The organism is Stenotrophomonas sp. YJH_SMC_33 (assembly GCF_059372295.1).
The window spans coordinates 89,169-106,769 of the sequence record NZ_JCAFVJ010000013.1; the positions used below are offsets into that span (position 1 = coordinate 89,169).

Annotated in this window: 17 protein-coding genes; 11 read left to right on the forward strand and 6 right to left on the reverse strand. The window is 66.5% G+C overall.

Annotation, left to right across the window (positions count from 1 at the left end):
* Positions 1-185: 185 nt before the first annotated feature.
* Positions 186-410: a YbdD/YjiX family protein gene (locus AC5P9W_RS17235; protein WP_005410613.1), complete on the reverse strand. Its 225-nt coding sequence runs from the start codon at positions 408-410 to the stop codon at positions 186-188.
* On the reverse strand, positions 410-2,491 hold the full coding sequence (locus tag AC5P9W_RS17240; protein ID WP_019662178.1) for a carbon starvation CstA family protein: 2,082 nt from the start codon (positions 2,489-2,491) through the stop codon (positions 410-412). The genes AC5P9W_RS17235 and AC5P9W_RS17240 overlap by 1 nt, the downstream gene beginning before the upstream one ends.
* 215 nt (positions 2,492-2,706) lie before the next feature.
* On the opposite strand from AC5P9W_RS17240, the gene AC5P9W_RS17245 reads away from it, so the two are divergent.
* Entirely contained in the window at positions 2,707-3,558 is an 852-nt protein-coding gene (locus tag AC5P9W_RS17245; protein ID WP_019662177.1) for a pirin family protein, read from the forward strand.
* A gap of 119 nt (positions 3,559-3,677) precedes the next feature.
* Here the strand turns inward: AC5P9W_RS17245 and AC5P9W_RS17250 are convergent, their stop codons facing one another.
* The 4 genes from AC5P9W_RS17250 to AC5P9W_RS17265 all read right to left on the reverse strand — a co-directional run bounded on the left by AC5P9W_RS17250 (position 3,678) and on the right by AC5P9W_RS17265 (position 8,458).
* Positions 3,678-4,136, reverse strand: a complete 459-nt coding sequence (locus AC5P9W_RS17250) for a hypothetical protein (protein ID WP_188250365.1) — start codon at positions 4,134-4,136, stop codon at positions 3,678-3,680.
* Between the two features lie 197 nt (positions 4,137-4,333).
* Positions 4,334-5,053 (reverse strand): aquaporin Z, encoded by a 720-nt coding sequence (aqpZ, locus tag AC5P9W_RS17255; RefSeq protein ID WP_019338641.1) that lies wholly within the window; start codon positions 5,051-5,053, stop codon positions 4,334-4,336.
* A 120-nt stretch (positions 5,054-5,173) separates the two neighbouring features.
* Positions 5,174-6,037, reverse strand: coding sequence for a pirin family protein (locus AC5P9W_RS17260; protein WP_021203180.1), 864 nt, complete (start codon positions 6,035-6,037; stop codon positions 5,174-5,176).
* A gap of 357 nt (positions 6,038-6,394) precedes the next feature.
* Positions 6,395-8,458 carry a 3-hydroxyacyl-CoA dehydrogenase NAD-binding domain-containing protein gene (locus AC5P9W_RS17265; protein WP_171952935.1) on the reverse strand — a complete coding sequence of 688 codons (2,064 nt, stop codon included), beginning with the start codon at positions 8,456-8,458 and terminating at the stop codon, positions 6,395-6,397.
* A 235-nt stretch (positions 8,459-8,693) separates the two neighbouring features.
* Here AC5P9W_RS17265 and rpoE point away from each other — a divergent pair, with 235 nt between their 5' ends.
* The 10 genes from rpoE to AC5P9W_RS17315 all read left to right on the forward strand — a co-directional run.
* Entirely contained in the window at positions 8,694-9,314 is a 621-nt protein-coding gene (gene rpoE, locus AC5P9W_RS17270; protein WP_019662172.1) for an RNA polymerase sigma factor RpoE, read from the forward strand.
* Complete coding sequence (locus AC5P9W_RS17275; RefSeq protein WP_021203461.1) at positions 9,311-10,192, forward strand: sigma-E factor negative regulatory protein; 882 nt, start codon at positions 9,311-9,313, stop codon at positions 10,190-10,192. Before rpoE ends, AC5P9W_RS17275 begins: the two co-directional genes overlap by 4 nt.
* 74 nt (positions 10,193-10,266) lie before the next feature.
* Positions 10,267-11,799: a DegQ family serine endoprotease gene (locus tag AC5P9W_RS17280; RefSeq protein WP_019662170.1), complete on the forward strand. Its 1,533-nt coding sequence runs from the start codon at positions 10,267-10,269 to the stop codon at positions 11,797-11,799.
* A 180-nt stretch (positions 11,800-11,979) separates the two neighbouring features.
* Positions 11,980-13,773 (forward strand): translation elongation factor 4, encoded by a 1,794-nt coding sequence (gene lepA, locus AC5P9W_RS17285; RefSeq protein ID WP_206621979.1) that lies wholly within the window; start codon positions 11,980-11,982, stop codon positions 13,771-13,773.
* Positions 13,774-13,827: 54 nt separating this feature from the next.
* On the forward strand, positions 13,828-14,622 hold the full coding sequence (lepB, locus tag AC5P9W_RS17290; protein ID WP_019662168.1) for a signal peptidase I: 795 nt from the start codon (positions 13,828-13,830) through the stop codon (positions 14,620-14,622).
* 37 nt (positions 14,623-14,659) lie between these two features.
* Positions 14,660-15,043, forward strand: coding sequence for a DUF4845 domain-containing protein (locus tag AC5P9W_RS17295; RefSeq protein WP_010482821.1), 384 nt, complete (start codon positions 14,660-14,662; stop codon positions 15,041-15,043).
* Entirely contained in the window at positions 15,033-15,713 is a 681-nt protein-coding gene (gene rnc / locus AC5P9W_RS17300) for a ribonuclease III (protein ID WP_019662167.1), read from the forward strand. Before AC5P9W_RS17295 ends, rnc begins: the two co-directional genes overlap by 11 nt.
* Positions 15,710-16,606 carry a GTPase Era gene (era, locus tag AC5P9W_RS17305; RefSeq protein WP_019662166.1) on the forward strand — a complete coding sequence of 299 codons (897 nt, stop codon included), beginning with the start codon at positions 15,710-15,712 and terminating at the stop codon, positions 16,604-16,606. The genes rnc and era overlap by 4 nt, the downstream gene beginning before the upstream one ends.
* 18 nt (positions 16,607-16,624) lie before the next feature.
* Positions 16,625-17,344, forward strand: coding sequence for a DNA repair protein RecO (recO, locus tag AC5P9W_RS17310; RefSeq protein WP_111098935.1), 720 nt, complete (start codon positions 16,625-16,627; stop codon positions 17,342-17,344).
* A 166-nt stretch (positions 17,345-17,510) separates the two neighbouring features.
* A partial coding sequence (locus tag AC5P9W_RS17315) for a transposase (protein WP_288037469.1) occupies positions 17,511-17,601 on the forward strand: 91 nt, incomplete at its 3' end.

Genomic DNA, 17,601 nt, shown 5'->3' on the forward strand with positions numbered 1-17,601 from the left:
GGTGGTGTCGGATGGCGGGGTGTCCGCGGCATGGATGCTGCGGCCAAGCCCCCAAGGACGGGTTTACGGCTTCCCGCCATCCGACACCACCCCGCCAAATTCACGGAAAACCAGAGCCGACGCTTTCGCCGTTGCAGTTGCAGTTGCCTCTGCGGGCGCCGGGCTGCAAGCCCGGCACCCAACCCTCAACAGCAGCGGCCACCATTGCGCCCACCGTAGCGCGCTTCCTGGCGTTCGCGGAAGAACGTCTTGTAGTCCATTGGCTCCTGGTCCGGGTGCTTTTCCAGCATGTGCCGGACATAGTTGTCGTAATCGGGAATGCCACAGCACAGACGTGCGGTCTGCACCAGGCGCCGCCAGATGCGGCGGTGCGCCTGGTACTGGCCGGCGGGAACCAGTTGCGTGCTCATCACAGATCCACCATTTCGTGCGGCTTCAGTGCCACGTAAGGGGTCTCGCGGTCGCTGCGCTGCGGATTGCGGCGTGCCGCCAGGATGGTCTTGATCGAATACACCAGCACAGCGCCCACCACCAGCAGGAACAGCGCGGTCAGGCCGGTGTTGACGTAGGCATTGACCACGATCTGCTTCATCTGCGCCACCGATTTGGCCGGTGCGGTGATGGTGTCGCTGGCAATGGCAGCCTGGAACTTGTGTGCCTGGGCCAGGAACCCCTGTGCCGGGTTGCTGTCGAAGATCTTGATGAAGCCGGCATAGGTGGTGCAGATCAGCAGCCACACCGCCGGTACCGCGGTGACCCACGCATAGCGGTCACGCTTCATCTTGAACAGCACCACCGTGCCCAGCATCAGCGCGATGCCAGCCAGCATCTGGTTGGAGATGCCGAACAGCGGCCACAGCGTCTGGATGCCGCCGAACGGATCGACCACGCCGGTATAGAGCAGGTAGCCCCACAGTGCCACGCAACCCGCAGTGCCGATGATGTTGGCGGTCCACGATTCGGTCTTCTTCAGGGCCGGCACGAAATTGCCCAGCAGGTCCTGCAGCATGAAGCGTCCGGCGCGGGTGCCGGCGTCCACTGCGGTCAGGATGAACAGTGCTTCGAACAGGATCGCGAAGTGGTACCAGAACGCCATCATCGCGTCGCTGCCACTGGGAATCGCTTCGTGCAGGATCTGCGCGATGCCCACCGCCAGCGTTGGCGCGCCACCGGCGCGATGCAGGATGGTCGGTTCACCGATCGCCGCCGCGGTCGCGGTCAGTTGTTCGGGCGTGATGGTGAAGCCCCAGGTGTTGGTGATGTAGTGCGCCGCCGAGGCTGCATCGGCACCGATCACCGCAGCCGGGCTGTTCATCGCGAAGTAGATGCCCGGATCGATGATCGAGGCCGCCACCAGCGCCATCACCGCCACGAACGATTCCATCAGCATGCCGCCGTAGCCGATGTAGCGCATGTGCGCTTCATTGGCCAGCAGCTTCGGCGTGGTGCCGGACGAAATCAGCGCATGGAAGCCCGACACCGCACCGCAGGCGATGGTGATGAACAGGAACGGGAACATGCCGCCCTTCCACACTGGGCCATCACCGCTGGCGGCGAACTGGGTCAGCGCCGGCATCTTCAGTTCCGGCATCACGATCAGGATGCCGACGGCCAGCGCGATGATGGTACCGATCTTGAGGAAGGTCGACAGGTAGTCGCGCGGGGCCAGCAGCAGCCACACCGGCAGCACCGAAGCGACGAAGCCGTAGCCGATCAGCATCCAGGTGATCTGGGTGCCGGTGAAGGTGAACGCCGGGCCCCACACCGGGTCGGCGGCGACCTTGCCGCCGTACCAGATTGCGGCCAGCAGCAGGATCAGGCCGACCACCGAGATCTCGCCGATCCTGCCAGGGCGGATATAGCGCATGTAGACGCCCATCAGGATCGCGATGGGCATCGTCGCGATCACCGTGAACATGCCCCACGGGCTTTCGGCCAGCGCCTTGACCACCACCATCGCCAGCACCGCCAGGATGATGATCATGATCAGGAACGCACCGAACAGGGCGATGGTGCCGGGTACCTGGCCCATCTCCTCGCGCACCAGGTCACCCAGCGAGCGGCCGTTGCGACGGCTGGACAGGAACAGCACCATGAAGTCCTGCACTGCGCCGGCCAGCACCACGCCCACCACCAGCCACAGCAGGCCGGGCAGGTAGCCCATCTGCGCGGCCAGCACCGGGCCGACCAGCGGGCCGGCGCCGGCAATGGCGGCGAAGTGGTGGCCGAACAGCACGTGCTTGTTGGTCGGCACGTAGTCCAGGCCATCGTTGTTGATCACCGCCGGGGTGGCCCGGGTCGGATCCAGCTGCATCACCTTGTTGGCGATGAACAGGCTGTAGAAGCGGTAGGCGACCAGGTACAGCGAAACCGCAGCGACGACGATCCACAGCGCATTGATGTGCTCGCCGCGGCGCAGTGCCACGGTGCCCAGACAGAATGCGCCGAGCAGGGCGAGTACCGCCCAGCCCAGTTTTGAAAACCCTTTCATGAGGTGCTCTCTCCCGGAAAGACAGTCAAAGAGTCCCGCTTGCCTTCGACAGGGTCAATTGGCGCAGGACGAATCGGCGGTAGTACTTTGGTCGTACGTTCGTTGTGCTGACGTGCAGCGAACATCAGGGATGGAACAATCGGTTGCGGCGCCATCCATTGGCGTACGGCCGTATGGCGTCCATCTTCACTGGCATCCATCCAACAGGAGTCGCCATGAGCCTTCCCGAACCGGCCCGCGTGCTGCGCACCATCCGTGGCCTGCCCACCTCCGACGGTGCTGGCGTGCGCCTGACCCGCGTCATCGGCGGCCCCACGCTGCCCGATCTGGATCCGTTCCTGCTGCTCGATGAATTCGGAACCGACCGCGCCGAGGATTACATCGCCGGCTTCCCGGAACATCCGCACCGCGGTTTCGAGACCGTCACCTACATGCTCGACGGGCGCATGCGGCATCGCGACAACCACGGCAACGAAGGCCTGCTGACCCCGGGCAGCGTGCAGTGGATGACCGCTGGGCGTGGCCTGGTGCATTCGGAGATGCCCGAGCAGGAAAGCGGGCAGATGCGCGGCTTCCAGCTGTGGGTGAACCTGCCGGCAAAGGAGAAGATGACTGACCCGAAGTACCAGGAATTCGCGCCCGAGCGGATTCCGGTGGTGCAGCCGGAGCCGGGTGTGACAGTGAAGGTGATTGCCGGCAGCGTGGACGGCACCCGGGGTCCGATCGTGCAACCGGCCACCGATCCGCTCTACCTCGACATCACCTTGGCGCCTGATCGGGCCTGGACCTACACGCTGCCGGAAGGGCACAACGCCTTTGCCTACGTGTTCGAGGGCGGGCTGACGGTGGGCGAGCAGGACGCTGCGCGCGACGTTGCACGCCAGGAACTGGCAGTGTTGGGCGGAGGCGAGCAACTGCACCTCTCGGCGGGCAGTGAAGGCGCGCGGTTGATCCTGGTTGCCGGCCGTCCGCTGCGCGAACCGGTGATGCGCCATGGCCCCTTCGTGATGAACACGCGGCAGGAACTGATGCAGGCCTTCGTCGATTTCCAGGAAGGCAAGTTCTGATGGATTGCGCCGGGCATGGCCCGTCGAAAGAAGCCGGCAACGCCGCCGGGCCACGCCCGGCGGACGTCCCGCGAGTCGGATCCTGCGGGGATGCTGCCAGGCAGTCATCCCCGTCACCTTCAGCGCCCCGCGGCCACGGCTGACGGGGTCAGGCTCATGCCCTGCGCCAACTGCTGCAGCGAGCCCAGCTCCTGGGCGCTGTCCGGGTACAGCGAAATCTGCGCGTAGCGCTTCTTGTCCAGCTTGACCACGCTGATGCGGCGCTCGGCATAGCCGGGCGGCTGCTGGCCACCGAGATCGGGCTGGTACCAGTAAAGTGGTTCACCGCCGAAGCTGCCTTTTTCCTGGCGCAGTGCCCGGTTCAACGGAATATTGGGGTCACGCGCGCTGAGCATCAGGCTCAGTACCTCGCGTCCATCCCCGGTGCTGGCGCGGCAGACCAGAAGGTCGGCCAACACCTGCTGCTGCCACTGCAGGCCACTGCTGGCCGGCAACGAAGGACATTCCGCGGGAGCCTGCGCGGCAGCCTGGGCTGCGGCGAACAGCAGGCTCGACAACACTACAGGCGCGAACTTCATGCATCCCCCAAGGTGGTCGGTCGTGTGGCTCCACCAGATGGACTGGCGGCTGTGGCATCCCATCCCCGGATGCCGCCCCGCCCGGCGTGTGCACGGACGGTCAACTCAACCTTAACGGAACGTGAGCGATCGCACAAATCGAAGTTGCAGACGTAACCATTGCGGCCGATGGTCGGCCGCAATGGTGCGCACAGGCCTCAGCGGTCGTTGCCGATCCACTTGTAGATGATGCCGCCGATCGCGCCGCCCAGCAGCGGGGCGACCCAGAACAGCCACAACTGGCTTACTGCGCCGCTGCCGGCGAAGAAGGCCACGGCGGTGGAACGGGCCGGGTTCACCGAGGTGTTGGTGACCGGGATGCTGATCAGGTGGATCAGGGTCAGCGACAGGCCGATCGCCAGTGGCGCAAAGCCAGCCGGCGCCTTGCCATGGGTGGCGCCCATGATCACGATCAGGAACACGGCGGTCAGCACCACTTCGCACAGGAAGGCCGCTGCCACGCTGTAACCGCCAGGCGACAGCGCGCCATACCCATTGCTGGCGAACGCACCGGCCTGGCTGCCATCGATGGCGAAGCCGCTGGCCCCCGACGCGATCTGCAGCAGGATGAAGCCGGCCAGCAGGCCGCCAGCCACCTGGGCGATGATGTACGGCACGAGGTCCTTGGTCGGGAAGCGGCCGCCGGCCCACAGGCCGACGCTGACTGCCGGATTGAAGTGCGCGCCGGAGATATGGCCGAACGCATAGGCGCCGGTCACCACGGTCAGGCCAAAGGCCAGGGCGACGCCGAGGAACCCGATACCCAGCGGATTGCCGTCGCCACCGAACTTGGCGGCCAGCACCGCGCTGCCACAGCCGCCCAACACCAGCCAGAACGTGCCGAGGAATTCGGCGGACAAGCGTTTACCCATGCTCATGTGTTGCACTCCTTTGAGGGCGAAAGTGTGATTTATGTCACATTTCAGTGCTCAGCGGGTGACTGTAGCGTCAACGCCGGGTGCAGGGATACACCCTCGGATGTGTGCAACACGCGATGTTCAATACTGCGGCAGCGGAATGAACTCCTTGTCGTCGCCCGGAATGGTGCCGAATCGGCCGGCCTCCCAATCGTGCTTGGCCTGCTCGATGCGCTCCTTCGAGCTGGATACGAAGTTCCACCACAGGTGGCGCGGGCCATCCAGCGGCTCGCCACCGAACAGCATCGCCTTCACCGGCGTCTTCGCGCGCAGGCGGCCGCGTGCGCCGGCCTCGGGAATCACCAGATGCTGTGCAGGGATGTCCACGCCATCCAGCTGTGCGTCGCCTTCGAGGATGTACAGCGCGCGCTCGCGGTGGCCGTCATCGATATCGATCTCCGCATCCGGGTCGAGATCGATCGCCACGTTGAGGGTATCGGCGAACACCTTCACCGGCGATTCCTCGCCATAGGCGCGGCCGGCGATCACCCGCAGCCAGGCACCGTTGCGGCGCTGCTCGGGCAGTGTAGCCGCGGCATGGTGGTAGAAGGCCGGTTCGATTTCCTCGTGCGATTTCGGCAGCGCCACCCAGGTCTGCATGCCGTGGATCGGGTTGTCGTGGGCGCGGTCCGGTTGCGGTGTCCGCTCGGAATGGGCAATGCCGCGACCAGCGGTCATCCAGTTGACGTCGCCGGGACGGATCACCTGGTCCGACCCCAGCGTGTCGCGGTGGCCGATCGCGCCCGACCACAGGTAGGTCACGGTGGCCAGGCCGATATGTGGATGCGGGCGCACGTCGATGGCGGTGCCGGGGTGCATGAGTGCCGGGCCCATCTGGTCGACGAACACGAACGAGCCGATGCTGCGCGCCTGCAGGGTGGGGACGGCGCGACGGACTTCGAGGCCGCCGATGTCGTGCACGCGCGGGGCGATGATGGTGGTCATGCGGGCGTTCTCGCTGGCAGGGATCAGGTGGTCAGCATCGCATGCAGCTGTGACGGGTACATGCCCCGTATGGGTAACAGGTTGTTCCAGCCAACGGCGCAGCCCCTCGTGGCTGTGGGGTTGGTCGCTGAAGTCGGAAGCAAGATCAAAAACCGCGCTTGGCCGGGCGGGTGGGTTGCGCAGGACACGCCGTAAACCCATCCATGGGGGCTCGATGGCGCCATCCATGGCGCCAACGGTCCTGCGCAACCCACCCGCCCAACAAACAGAAAAGCCAGAGCCGCTTTGGCTCTGGCTTCTGCTGTGGAACTTGACGTTGCCTATGCGGGTGCCGGGCCGCAGGCCCGGCCGATAAACTCAGACCACCGGTTCGCGCAGGGCGGGGTTGTCCCAGCCCGGGCGCGGGGCGAAGCGGTCGCCATGCCGCTGCTGCAGCGCCTTCAACCGCTCGACGATCGCATCGGCACCCACCGCACGGATGTGCTGGATCGGGCCGCCACGGAACGGCGCGAAACCGGTACCGAAGATCACGCCCGCATCCAACAGGTCCGCATCGGCCACTACACCTTCGTGCAGGCACGCCACCGCCTCGTTCAACAGCGGCAGGATCAGGCGGTCCTCCAGATCGGCCGGGGCCTGGTAATCGCTGGCCACGTCCGGCTTCTTCGGCTTGCCGTTCTCCCAGGTGTAGATGCCCTGGCCATCCTTCTTGCCGCGCTTGTCCTGTTCCACCGTCTGCAGGGCCGCCGGAATCTGCAGGCCGAGGAACGGCGCCAGTTCGCGGCCCACGCCCGCAGCCACGTCCAGCCCCACGGTGTCGATCAGTTCGATCGGTCCCATCGGCATGCCGAACTTCACGGCGGCCTTGTCGATCACCGGGCCCGGAATGCCTTCGGCATACGCGGTGGCCGCTTCCAGCATGTAAGGGAACAGCACGCGGTTGACCAGGAAGCCCGGGCTGCCGGCCACCGGCACCGGGAACTTGCCCAGTGCCTTGCAGAACGCGGCCAGGCGGCGTTCGGTTTCCGGCGCCATGCCGTCGTGATGGATGATCTCCACCAACGGCATCTGCGCGACCGGGTTGAAATAGTGCAGGCCGGCGAACTGCGCCGGGCGCTGGATGTGATCGCGCAGTTCAACCAGCGGGATCGACGAAGTGTTGGTTGTCAGCAGCGCGTCCTGCTTCATCTTCGGTTCCAGCGTCTGGTACAGCGCACGCTTGGCCTCGGGGTTCTCGATGATGGCCTCGATCACCAGATCGGCTTCGGCCACGCCGTTGCCTTCCAGATCGGCACGCAGGCGCGCGGCCACGGCAGGGCGCTTGCTCTCGTCACGCACCTTCTTGGCGAACAGCGCCTGCGCGCGTTCCATGGCCGGGTCGATGAAGCGCTGCTCGCGGTCCTGCAGGGTCACCTCGAAGCCCTTGTAGGCGGCCCACGCGGCGATGTCGCCGCCCATCACGCCGGCGCCGACCACGTGCACGTGACGGATGCCGGAATCACCACCGCCCAGGCCCTTCAGTCGCTCGGTGAGGAAGAAGATGCGGATCAGGTTGCGCGCGGTCGGTGTACTGGCCAGCTTCACCACCGCGCGCCGCTCGGCGTCCAAACGCGCCTGGATCGGCTTGCCGCCACTGCGTTGCCAGGTGCTGATCAGCGCGTACGGCGCCGGGTACTGGTCCTTCTTCGCCTTGCGTGCGACCTGCTTGACCATCTGCGGCGCCAGCAGCCGGCGTGCCAGCCAGGTGTTGGTGGCCCAGGCCATCGCGCGCTGCTTGAACGGGCGGCTGGTGCCGGACAGCGCCAGCGCGACGGCGGTGTCGAGCACCACCGCCGGCGCCACCACCTTGTCGACCAGGCCGATCCCCCGCGCGGCCGAGGCCGACAGGGTGCGTCCGGTCAGCATCATGTCCATCGCCGCCGGTGCACCCACCAGTTGCGGCAGGCGGGCGCTGCCGCCCCAGCCCGGGAAGATGCCCAGCTGGGTTTCCGGCAGGCCGATGCGGGTGCTGCTGTCGTTGGAGGCCACGCGGTAGCGGCAGGCCAGCGCCAGTTCGGTGCCGCCTCCCAGGCAGTGGCCATGGATCGCCGCCACGGTCGGGCAGGGCAGTTCGGCCAGCTTCTGGTAGGTGGCCTGGCCACGCCGGATCGCGTCGTTGACAGTGCCGCGACGGTCGAACTCCTGGAACTCCTTCAGGTCGGCACCGGCAATGAAGCCGGCCTTCTTCAGCGACTGGATCACCACGCCCTTGGGCGGATCCAGCGCGATGCGCTCAAGCAGGTCGCCCAGCTCCAGCAGCACGTCCTGCGACATGGCGTTGACGCTGCTGTCCTGACGATCCAGGGAGAGAACCACCACGCCGTCGTCGCGGATCTCGGGGTGCCAGTGGCTGAAGCGGAGACCATCGAAGCCTGAGAGCATGGACGTTCCATCCGGTTGTGTATGGAGAAGCGGCTATGATCCAGAGGTTGTTTCCCCCGCGTCAAATCCCAATAGCAGGGGAGTGGCGCCCCCGGATCCATGGCCGTGGACCGGGACGCTAACGGAACGGTGGTTAAAAGCTGGTGCGGCGCCAGGTGATCGGCGACTGAACTTTTCCCGGGATTGGCAGTCTCATTGCCCGACGTCGGTTGGGCTGACAGGAGTGCGGCCCCTCATGGCCGAGGTTGATACACCACAGGAGCTGGATCTGGAACTGGTCCGGCGCGTGCAGCACGGCGAGAGTGCCGCCTTCGATGTCCTGGTGCGCAAGTACCAGCATCGGGTGGTGGCCCTGGTCGGTCGCTACATCGCCGACTGGAGCGAATGTCAGGACGTCGCCCAGGACACTTTCATCCGCGCCTACCGCGCGATCGGGAGTTTCCGTGGCGACGCCCAGTTCTCAACCTGGTTGCATCGAATCGCCGTGAATACCGCCAAAAACTACCTGGCTTCACACAATCGACGGCCGCCGACCGATGACATCGACATCGGCGACGCCGAACAGTTCGACACCGGTACCCGCCTGCGCGACACCGACACGCCCGAACGCGAGTTGATGCGCCAGGAGCTGGAACAGACGGTAATGAAGGCCGTCAACGCGCTGCCGGAAGAACTCCGGTCGGCAATCACCCTGCGCGAGGTGGAAGGCCTGAGCTACGAGGATATCGCGCAGAAGATGGGGTGCCCGATCGGCACGGTGCGTTCACGGATCTTCCGGGCGCGCGAGGCGATCGACACCGAACTCCGGCCGCTGCTGGACATCGGCAGCGCCACCCGTGAGAAGAGCCGCGTATGACCAGTAAACCGTTCAACGAATCGCAGAACCACCAATCGCCCGCCGGACAGCGCCTGGACCAGCGCCATCGCGAGCAGCTGTCGGCCCTGGTCGATGGTGAGCTGGGCGCCGACGAAGCGCGCTTCCTGCTGCGCCGGATGGAGCACGACCCCGAGCTGGCCGGATGCCAGGAACGCTGGCAGCTGCTGGGCGACGTGATGCGCGGGCAGGCGTCGGCGCTGGCGCCGGCAGGCTTCAGCGCGGCCGTGGCCGCCGCGATCGCGGCCGAACCGGCGCCGCAGGTCGAGCCGCGTCGCCAGGTACGCCGCAGTGGCTGGCGGGCCTGGGGCGGCGGCGCCGCCCTGGCCGCGTCGGTGGCCGCCGTCGCGCTGTTCATCGGCGGCGAGAAGCTGAAGGAGGCCACGCCGGGTGAACCGCTGGCGCCGCAGGTGATCGCCAGCCAGGCGGAGCTGGCGCCGGCGCCCACCGCGCCGGCCCCGGTGACCGAGGCTTCGGTGGATACGGCCGCGATGGCCGTGGCTGCTGCGCCGGCTGTGGCGATGGCCGCTTCCAGCCGTCGTCAGGACGCCCGCCGTGCCAGCGCCACGCGTACCCAGCAGGCTGCGCGTGCCGCCCAGCGCGACGAGGCCCCGCAACGGGCCGTCGCCGCAGCGCCGGCGCCGTTGACCCCGACCGTGCCGGCCAACGCCAGCCGCAACCTGCCGTTCGGCGAGGTGGGCGGACTGCAGGCCCGGCCGTGGCCGCGCTCCAGCCTGGCGCCCGCTGCCGGTGGCGCACTCAATGCCAGCTTCCCGGCCCATGCCGGCGGCGCGGCGTTCTATCCGTTCGAGCCGCGCCTGCAGGACGACCTGCCGGTGCCGCCGCGCCCGCGCGACTGAGCCGGGCGCTTTCACGCCCCGCCGCCGGCGGGGTCCGTATTCCTCTTTCCATCCGATCCGGAGGTTGCCGTCCGATGACTCCCCGACTCCGCACGCAGGCCATGGGTCTGCTGGCCCTGACCCTTCCCCTGGTGGCCTGCGCACAGGCCCCCGCGCCTGCCGCGCAGACCCAGCCTGCGCCAGCTGCAGCAGCGCGGGCACCGGCGCAGCCGCTGGTCAGCGGCCTGCCCGACTTCACCAATCTGGTCGAACAGGTCGGCCCGGGCGTGGTCAACGTCGACACCACCATCGTCCGCAACAACCGCCAGGTCGCCCGCGGCCCGATGGGCGACGATGACATGCCGGAGTTCTTCCGCCGCTTCTTCGGCCCGGACTTCCCGATGCCCGGGCAGGGTCCGGGTGGGCCGGATGGCGGCCCCAGCATCAAGGGCCGTGGCATGGGCTCGGGCTTCATCATCTCGCCCGATGGCTATGTACTGACCAACTACCACGTGGTGGCCGATGCCAGCGAGGTGAAGGTCAAGCTGGGCGACCGCCGTGAGTTCACCGCGAAAGTGGTGGGCAGCGACCAGCAGTACGACGTCGCGTTGTTGAAGATCGACGGCAAGAACCTGCCGACCGTGCGTGTTGGCGACTCCAACTCCCTCAAGCCGGGCCAATGGGTGGTCGCGATCGGCTCGCCGTTCGGCCTCGATCACTCGGTCACTGCCGGCGTGGTCAGTGCCCTTGGCCGCAGCACCGGCGGGCCGGACCAGCGCTACGTGCCCTTCATCCAGACCGACGTGGCGATCAACCAGGGCAACTCCGGTGGCCCGCTGCTGAACACGCGTGGCGAAGTGGTCGGCATCAACTCGCAGATCTTCTCTGCTTCGGGCGGCTACATGGGCATCAGCTTCGCGATCCCGATCGACCTGGCGATGAGCGCGGTCGAGCAGATCAAGAAGACCGGCAAAGTCACCCGTGGCCAGCTCGGCGCGGTGGTGCAGGAAATCGACGGCCTGAAAGCGCAGGCGATGGGCCTGCCGGACAGCCGCGGCGCCCTGGTCAACCAGATCGTGCCGGACTCGGCTGCAGCCCGGGCCGGGGTGAAGATCGGCGATGTGATCCGTTCGGTGAACGGCGCGCCGGTCAACAGCTGGTCCGACCTGCCCCCGCTGATCGGCGCGATGGCACCGGGCAGCCGGGTCACCCTGGGCGTGATCCGCGATGGCAAGCCGCGCGACCTCAGCGCCACCCTGACCGCACTGACCGAAGATGCGCAGGCCAGTTCGCGTGGCCCGGCTGCCGGCAACAGCGATGCGGCTCCACAGGCCGGCGCCAACGCCCTGCTGGGGCTGGACGTCAGTGACCTGACCGCGCCGCAGCGCAAGCAGCTGGGCCTGGAATCGGGCGAGGGCGTGCGCATCACCGGGGTCAAGGGCCAGGGCGCGCGCGATGCGGGCCTGTCTCCGGGCATGGTGATCCTGCAGGTAGCCAGCACCCAGGTCGGCAGCGTGGACGCGCTGAACCGTGCGCTGTCCAGCTACAAGAAGGGCGACGTGGTGATGCTGCTGGTGCGCACCGGCAGCGGCAACAGCGCGTTCGTAGCGGTCAAGGCTGGCCAATAAGGCCGGTGCAGGGCCGCCCCGGCGGCCACGTGGTTACCCCGAAGCCCCGCCCCGGCGGGGCTTCGGCCATTCCGGGCCCGGCTCGATGAGGCCGTTTTCGCGGGCGGGCGCCGGGCATGCGATAATCGGCCGTTACCCTGACGACGCCGCGCGCCGCCGCCACCTATGTCTTCTGATTCGATGCGGAACATCCGCAACTTCTCCATCATCGCCCATGTCGACCACGGCAAGTCCACGCTGGCCGACCGCATCATCCAGCTCTGTGGTGGCCTGCAGGCCCGCGAGATGGAAGCGCAGGTGCTCGACTCCAACCCGATCGAGCGCGAGCGTGGCATCACGATCAAGGCGCAGTCGGTGTCGCTGCCGTACCTGGCCAAGGACGGGCAGACCTACCACCTGAACTTCATCGACACCCCCGGCCACGTCGACTTCTCCTATGAAGTCAGCCGCTCGCTGGCCGCCTGCGAAGGCGCGCTGCTGGTGGTCGATGCCGCCCAGGGCGTGGAAGCGCAGTCGGTGGCCAACTGCTACACCGCGGTGGAGCAGGGCCTGGAAGTGGTGCCGGTGATCAACAAGATCGACCTGCCCACCGCCGACATCGAGCGCGCCAAGGCCGAGATCGAGGCCGTGATCGGCATCGACGCCTCCGACGCGGTGCCGGTCAGCGCCAAGACCGGCCTGAACGTGCAGGATGTGCTGGAAGCGATCGTGCACCGCATCCCGCCGCCGGCGCCGCGCGACACCGACAAGCTGCAGGCGCTGATCATCGATTCGTGGTTCGACAATTACCTGGGGGTGGTGTCGCTGGTGCGCGTGATGCAGGGCGAGATCAAGGCCGGTGACAAGCTGCAGGTGATGTCCACCGGCCGCAACCACCAGGTCGACAACGTTGGCGTGTTCACCCCGAAGCGCAAGGTGCTGCCGGCGCTGAAGGCCGGTGAAGTGGGTTGGGTCACCGCCAGCATCAAGGACGTGCACGGTGCGCCGGTCGGCGACACGCTGACCCTGGCCGGCGACCCAGCCCCGAAGCCGCTGCCGGGCTTCCAGGAAATGCAGCCGCGCGTGTTCGCCGGCCTGTTCCCGGTCGACGCCGAGGACTACCCGGACCTGCGCGAAGCGCTGGACAAGCTGCGCCTGAACGACGCCGCGCTGCGTTTCGAGCCGGAAAGCTCCGAGGCGATGGGCTTCGGCTTCCGCTGCGGCTTCCTGGGCATGCTGCACATGGAGATCGTGCAGGAGCGCCTGGAGCGCGAATACAACCTGGACCTGATCAGCACCGCGCCGACGGTGGTGTACGAGGTCCTGAAGACCGATGGCTCGATCATCAACATGGACAATCCGGCCAAGCTGCCGCCGGTGAACCAGGTCGAGGAGATCCGCGAGCCGACCATCCGTGCCAACGTGCTCACTCCCGAGGAGTACATCGGCAACATCATCAAGCTGTGCGAAGAAAAGCGCGGCAGCCAGATCGGCATCAATTACCTGGGCAGCCAGGTGCAGATCAGCTATGAATTGCCGATGGCCGAGGTGGTGCTGGACTTTTTCGACAAGCTGAAGTCGGTCAGCCGTGGCTATGCCTCGCTGGACTACCACTTCGTGCGCTTCGACGCCGGCCCGTTCGTGCGCGTGGACGTGCTGATCAACGGCGACAAGGTCGATGCCCTGTCGCTGATCGTGCACCGCAGCCATGCCGACCGCCGCGGCCGCGAGCTGTGCGAAAAGATGAAGGACCTGATCCCGCGCCAGATGTTCGACGTGGCCATCCAGGCCGCCGTTGGCTCGCAGATCATCGCCCGCACCACGGTCAAGGCCATGCGCAAGAACGTGCTGGCCAAGTGCTATGGTGGCGACGTTTCGCGCAAGAAGAAGCTTCTGGAAAAGCAGAAGGAAGGCAAGAAGCGCATGAAGCAGGTCGGCCGCGTGGAGATCCCGCAGGAAGCGTTCCTGGCCGTGCTGCAGATGGACAACAAGTAAGCCCGCACCGGCCCTGCGGGGCCGGTCGTCTGGTGACGTTGCAAAGGACCCTGAATGAAACTGTTTGAGATCCTCCTGGTCGTGCTGACCCTGGCCTCGGGCCTGATCCTGCTTGCGGACAAGCTGTACCTCGCCAAGCGTCGCGCCCAGCGCGCGGGCCTGCTCGATTCCGAGCCGGTGCTGGTGGATTACTCGCGTGCGTTCTTCCCGGTGCTGGCGATCGTGCTGGTCGTGCGCAGCTTCATTGCGGAGCCGTACAAGATTCCATCCAGTTCGATGATGCCGAACCTGCTGATTGGCGATTTCATCCTGGTCAACAAGTTCTCCTATGGCCTGCGCCTGCCGATCAGCAACACCAAGATCGTGCCGTTTGGCGAGCCGTCGCGTGGTGACGTGGTGGTGTTCCACTTCCCCGGCCATGGCGAGAACGATCCGGCCAAGGGCGAGAACTTCATCAAGCGCGTGATCGGCGTGCCGGGTGACACCGTGGTCTTCGAAGGCGACGGCGTGATCCTCAACGGCGAGCCGCTGAAGTATGACAACAAGGGTATCTACGCCGGCCACAAGGGCCAGGGCGAGGGCGCCAACCTGCTGCTCGAGCACCTGCCGGGCCGCACCCACACGGTGCTGGAGACCGACTATCCGCGCGGCCAGGGCCAGTGGACCGTGCCGGCCGGCAAGTACCTGGTGATGGGCGACAACCGCGACAACAGCGATGATGGCCGGTTCTGGGGCCTGCTGCCGGAAGAAAACCTGCGCGGCAAGGCGTTCCTGATCTGGCTGAACTGCCAGGGCTGGTTGTGCAAGGATGGCTTCGAGCCGTCGCGGATCGGCTCGAGCATCAACTGAGTACCTTCACATCCAACGCGTATCTGGGGAGAACGCAATGAAGACGATGAACACGCAGCGTGGCATGACCTTGACCTCGTTCCTGACGGTCCTGATCGTGGTGGGCTTCTTCCTCTACATCGGCATGAAGCTGTTCCCGATGTATCAGGAGTACTACGCTGTGCGCTCGGCGATGAAGAGCCTGGCCAACGAGCCGGGCGTGGGCAGCATGGAGCCGGCGCGCATCCAGGACCTGTTCTTCAAGCGCCTGTACATCAACTACTCGGACAACGTGAAGCCGGCCAACGTGAAGTTCGACCGTCGCGACAATGGCTGGACCCTCAAGGTCAACTACGAAGTGCGCCGTCAGCTGATCGGCAACCTCGATGTGGTTGGCAAATTCGATTCTTCCCAGGACCTGACACGAAGCGGTGCCCAGTAAATTCATCCAACGTGGCGACCTGATCGGTCATGCCTTCAGCGACCCGGCGCTGCTCAAGCAGGCGCTGACGCATCGCAGTGCCGGTGCGCCGCACAATGAGCGGCTGGAGTTCCTTGGCGACAGCATCGTCAACATGATGGCGGCCGAGGCGTTGTACCGGCGCTGGCCCAAGGCCGACGAAGGGGCGATGACCCGCGCCCGCGCAGAGCTGGTGCGTGAAGGCGCGCTTGCGGTGATCGGGCGCAGCCTGGAACTGGGCGAGCGGCTGACCTTGGGCCCGGGCGAAATGAAGTCCGGTGGTCATCGCCGCGACTCGATCCTGGCCGATGCGGTGGAAGCCGTGGTGGCTGCGATCTACCTGGATGCCGGCTTCGAGGCCTGCCGGGCAGTGGTGCTGCCCTGGTTCAGTGCCTCGATCGAGGCGCTGCCGGCCTCGGGCCGGCCTGAGAAGGATCCCAAGACCCGCCTGCAGGAATGGCTGCAGGCCCGACAGAAGGCGTTGCCGCAGTACGAGCTGGTGTCAGAATCCGGTGACGACCACGCCAAGCACTTCCGGGTACGCTGCAACGTAGCCGACCCGGCCGCCAGCACCGAGGGCGAAGGCGCCTCGCGGCGGCTTGCCGAACAACAGGCGGCTGCGGCCGTCCTAGAACAACTGGATTCCAAGTGAGCGAACAAACTTCCCATCATTGCGGCAGCGTGGCCGTCATCGGCCGCCCGAACGTGGGCAAATCGACCCTGACCAATGCCCTGGTCGGCGCCAAGGTCAGCATCGTTTCCAACCGCCCGCAGACCACGCGCCATCGCCTGCTGGGCATCGCCACCTATCCGGAAGGACAGCTGGTGCTGGTCGACACCCCCGGCCTGCACAAGGTGCAGAAGCGGGCGATGAACCGGGTGATGAACCGCGCTGCGCGCGGCTCGCTGGAAGGCGTCGACGCCGGCCTGCTGGTGATCGAAGCCGGCCGCTGGGATGAAGAGGACAGCCTGGCTTTCAATGTGCTGCGCGACGCTGGCATTCCGGTGGTGCTGGTGGTCAACAAGATCGATCGCCTGAAGGAGAAGGGCGCGCTGCTGCCGTTCCTGCAGCAGGTGACCGAAGGTCGCGACTTCGCCGCCGTGCATCCGATCTCCGCGCAGAAGCGCAACGGCCTGGAAGCGCTGGTGCGCGATGTGCTGAAGCTGCTGCCGGAAGCCCCGCCAATGTTCGGCGAGGACGAGATCACCGACCGCAGCCAGCGTTTCCTGGCCGGTGAACTGGTGCGCGAGCAGCTGATGCGCCAGCTCGGCGAGGAACTGCCGTATGCCACCACGGTGGAAATCGAGCGTTTCACCGAAGATGGCAACCTGCTGCGCATCGGTGCGGTTATCTGGGTCGAACGTGAAGGCCAGAAGGCGATCGTGATCGGCAAGGGTGGCACCCGGCTGAAGGAGATCGGCGCCAAGTCCCGCCTGCAGATGGAACGTTTGTTCGGGGCCAAGGTGTTCCTGGAGACCTGGGTGCGCGTGCGTGAAGGCTGGTCCGACGACGAGGCCGCACTGAAGGCCTTCGGTTACGAGTAAGTCGTTGCGGTCGCTTCGATGCTGATCGAGGACGACACCGGCTTCGTGCTGCATGCACGGGCCTACCGCGAGACCAGCCTGCTGGTCGAAGTGCTGAGCGCGCAGCATGGCCGTATCGGCCTGCTCGCGCGTGGTGTGTCAACCGCCAAGGGCCAGGTGCTGCGCGCTGCCCTGCAGCCATTGCAATGGATCCGCTTCAGTGCCCAGCAGCGCGGTGAACTGGCCCAGCTGCGCGGTGCCGAGGCGCTGGATGCCGCGCCACGCCTGGTCGGCCAGGCGATGTTGGCCGGCTTCTACCTGAGTGAACTGACCCTGCGCCTGGCCCCGCGCCAGGACCCGCTGCCCGGGTTGTACCTGGCCTACGGCGAGGCACGTGCGCGGCTGGCCGTGGGCGCCGGCCTGGCCTGGACCCTGCGTCGCTTCGAACGCGAGCTGCTGTCCGCGCTGGGCCTGGGTTTCGATCTGGACAGCGCGAGCGACGGCCAGCCGATCGACCCGGCCGCGCGCTACGAACTGGACCCGCAGGAAGGCGCGCAGCGCCTGCTGAGCGAGCGCGGTGGGGAACGCCGGGCGGCGGCCACTGGCTCGGCGCTGCTGGCGTTGGCGGCCGACGAAGAACCCCATGCCGCCGACCTGGCCAGCCTGCGCCTGCCGATGCGGCGGGTGCTGGCCCATCACCTCGGGCCGCGCGGCCTGAAGTCCTGGGAAATGCTCGAGCAGCTCGCACCCCGCAGGTAGGGGGTGTTCGGCAGGGCTTGCAGCCCTGCACCTGCCGAATCAACGGCGACGGCAAAAGCTGGCTACTCGTGGGTAGGCGGGGTGGGTCCGGTTGCGGGAGACGCCGTAAACCCATCCCTGAAGTGACCCCCGGGAGTTGGACGCCAGATCCAACCCCGAGGAATACATGCACAGATACGACGCTCGTTTCAAACTGCAGGTCGCCAAAGAGGCCTGCAAGACCTCCACATCAGTCAAAGCCGTTGCTCGTCGCCACA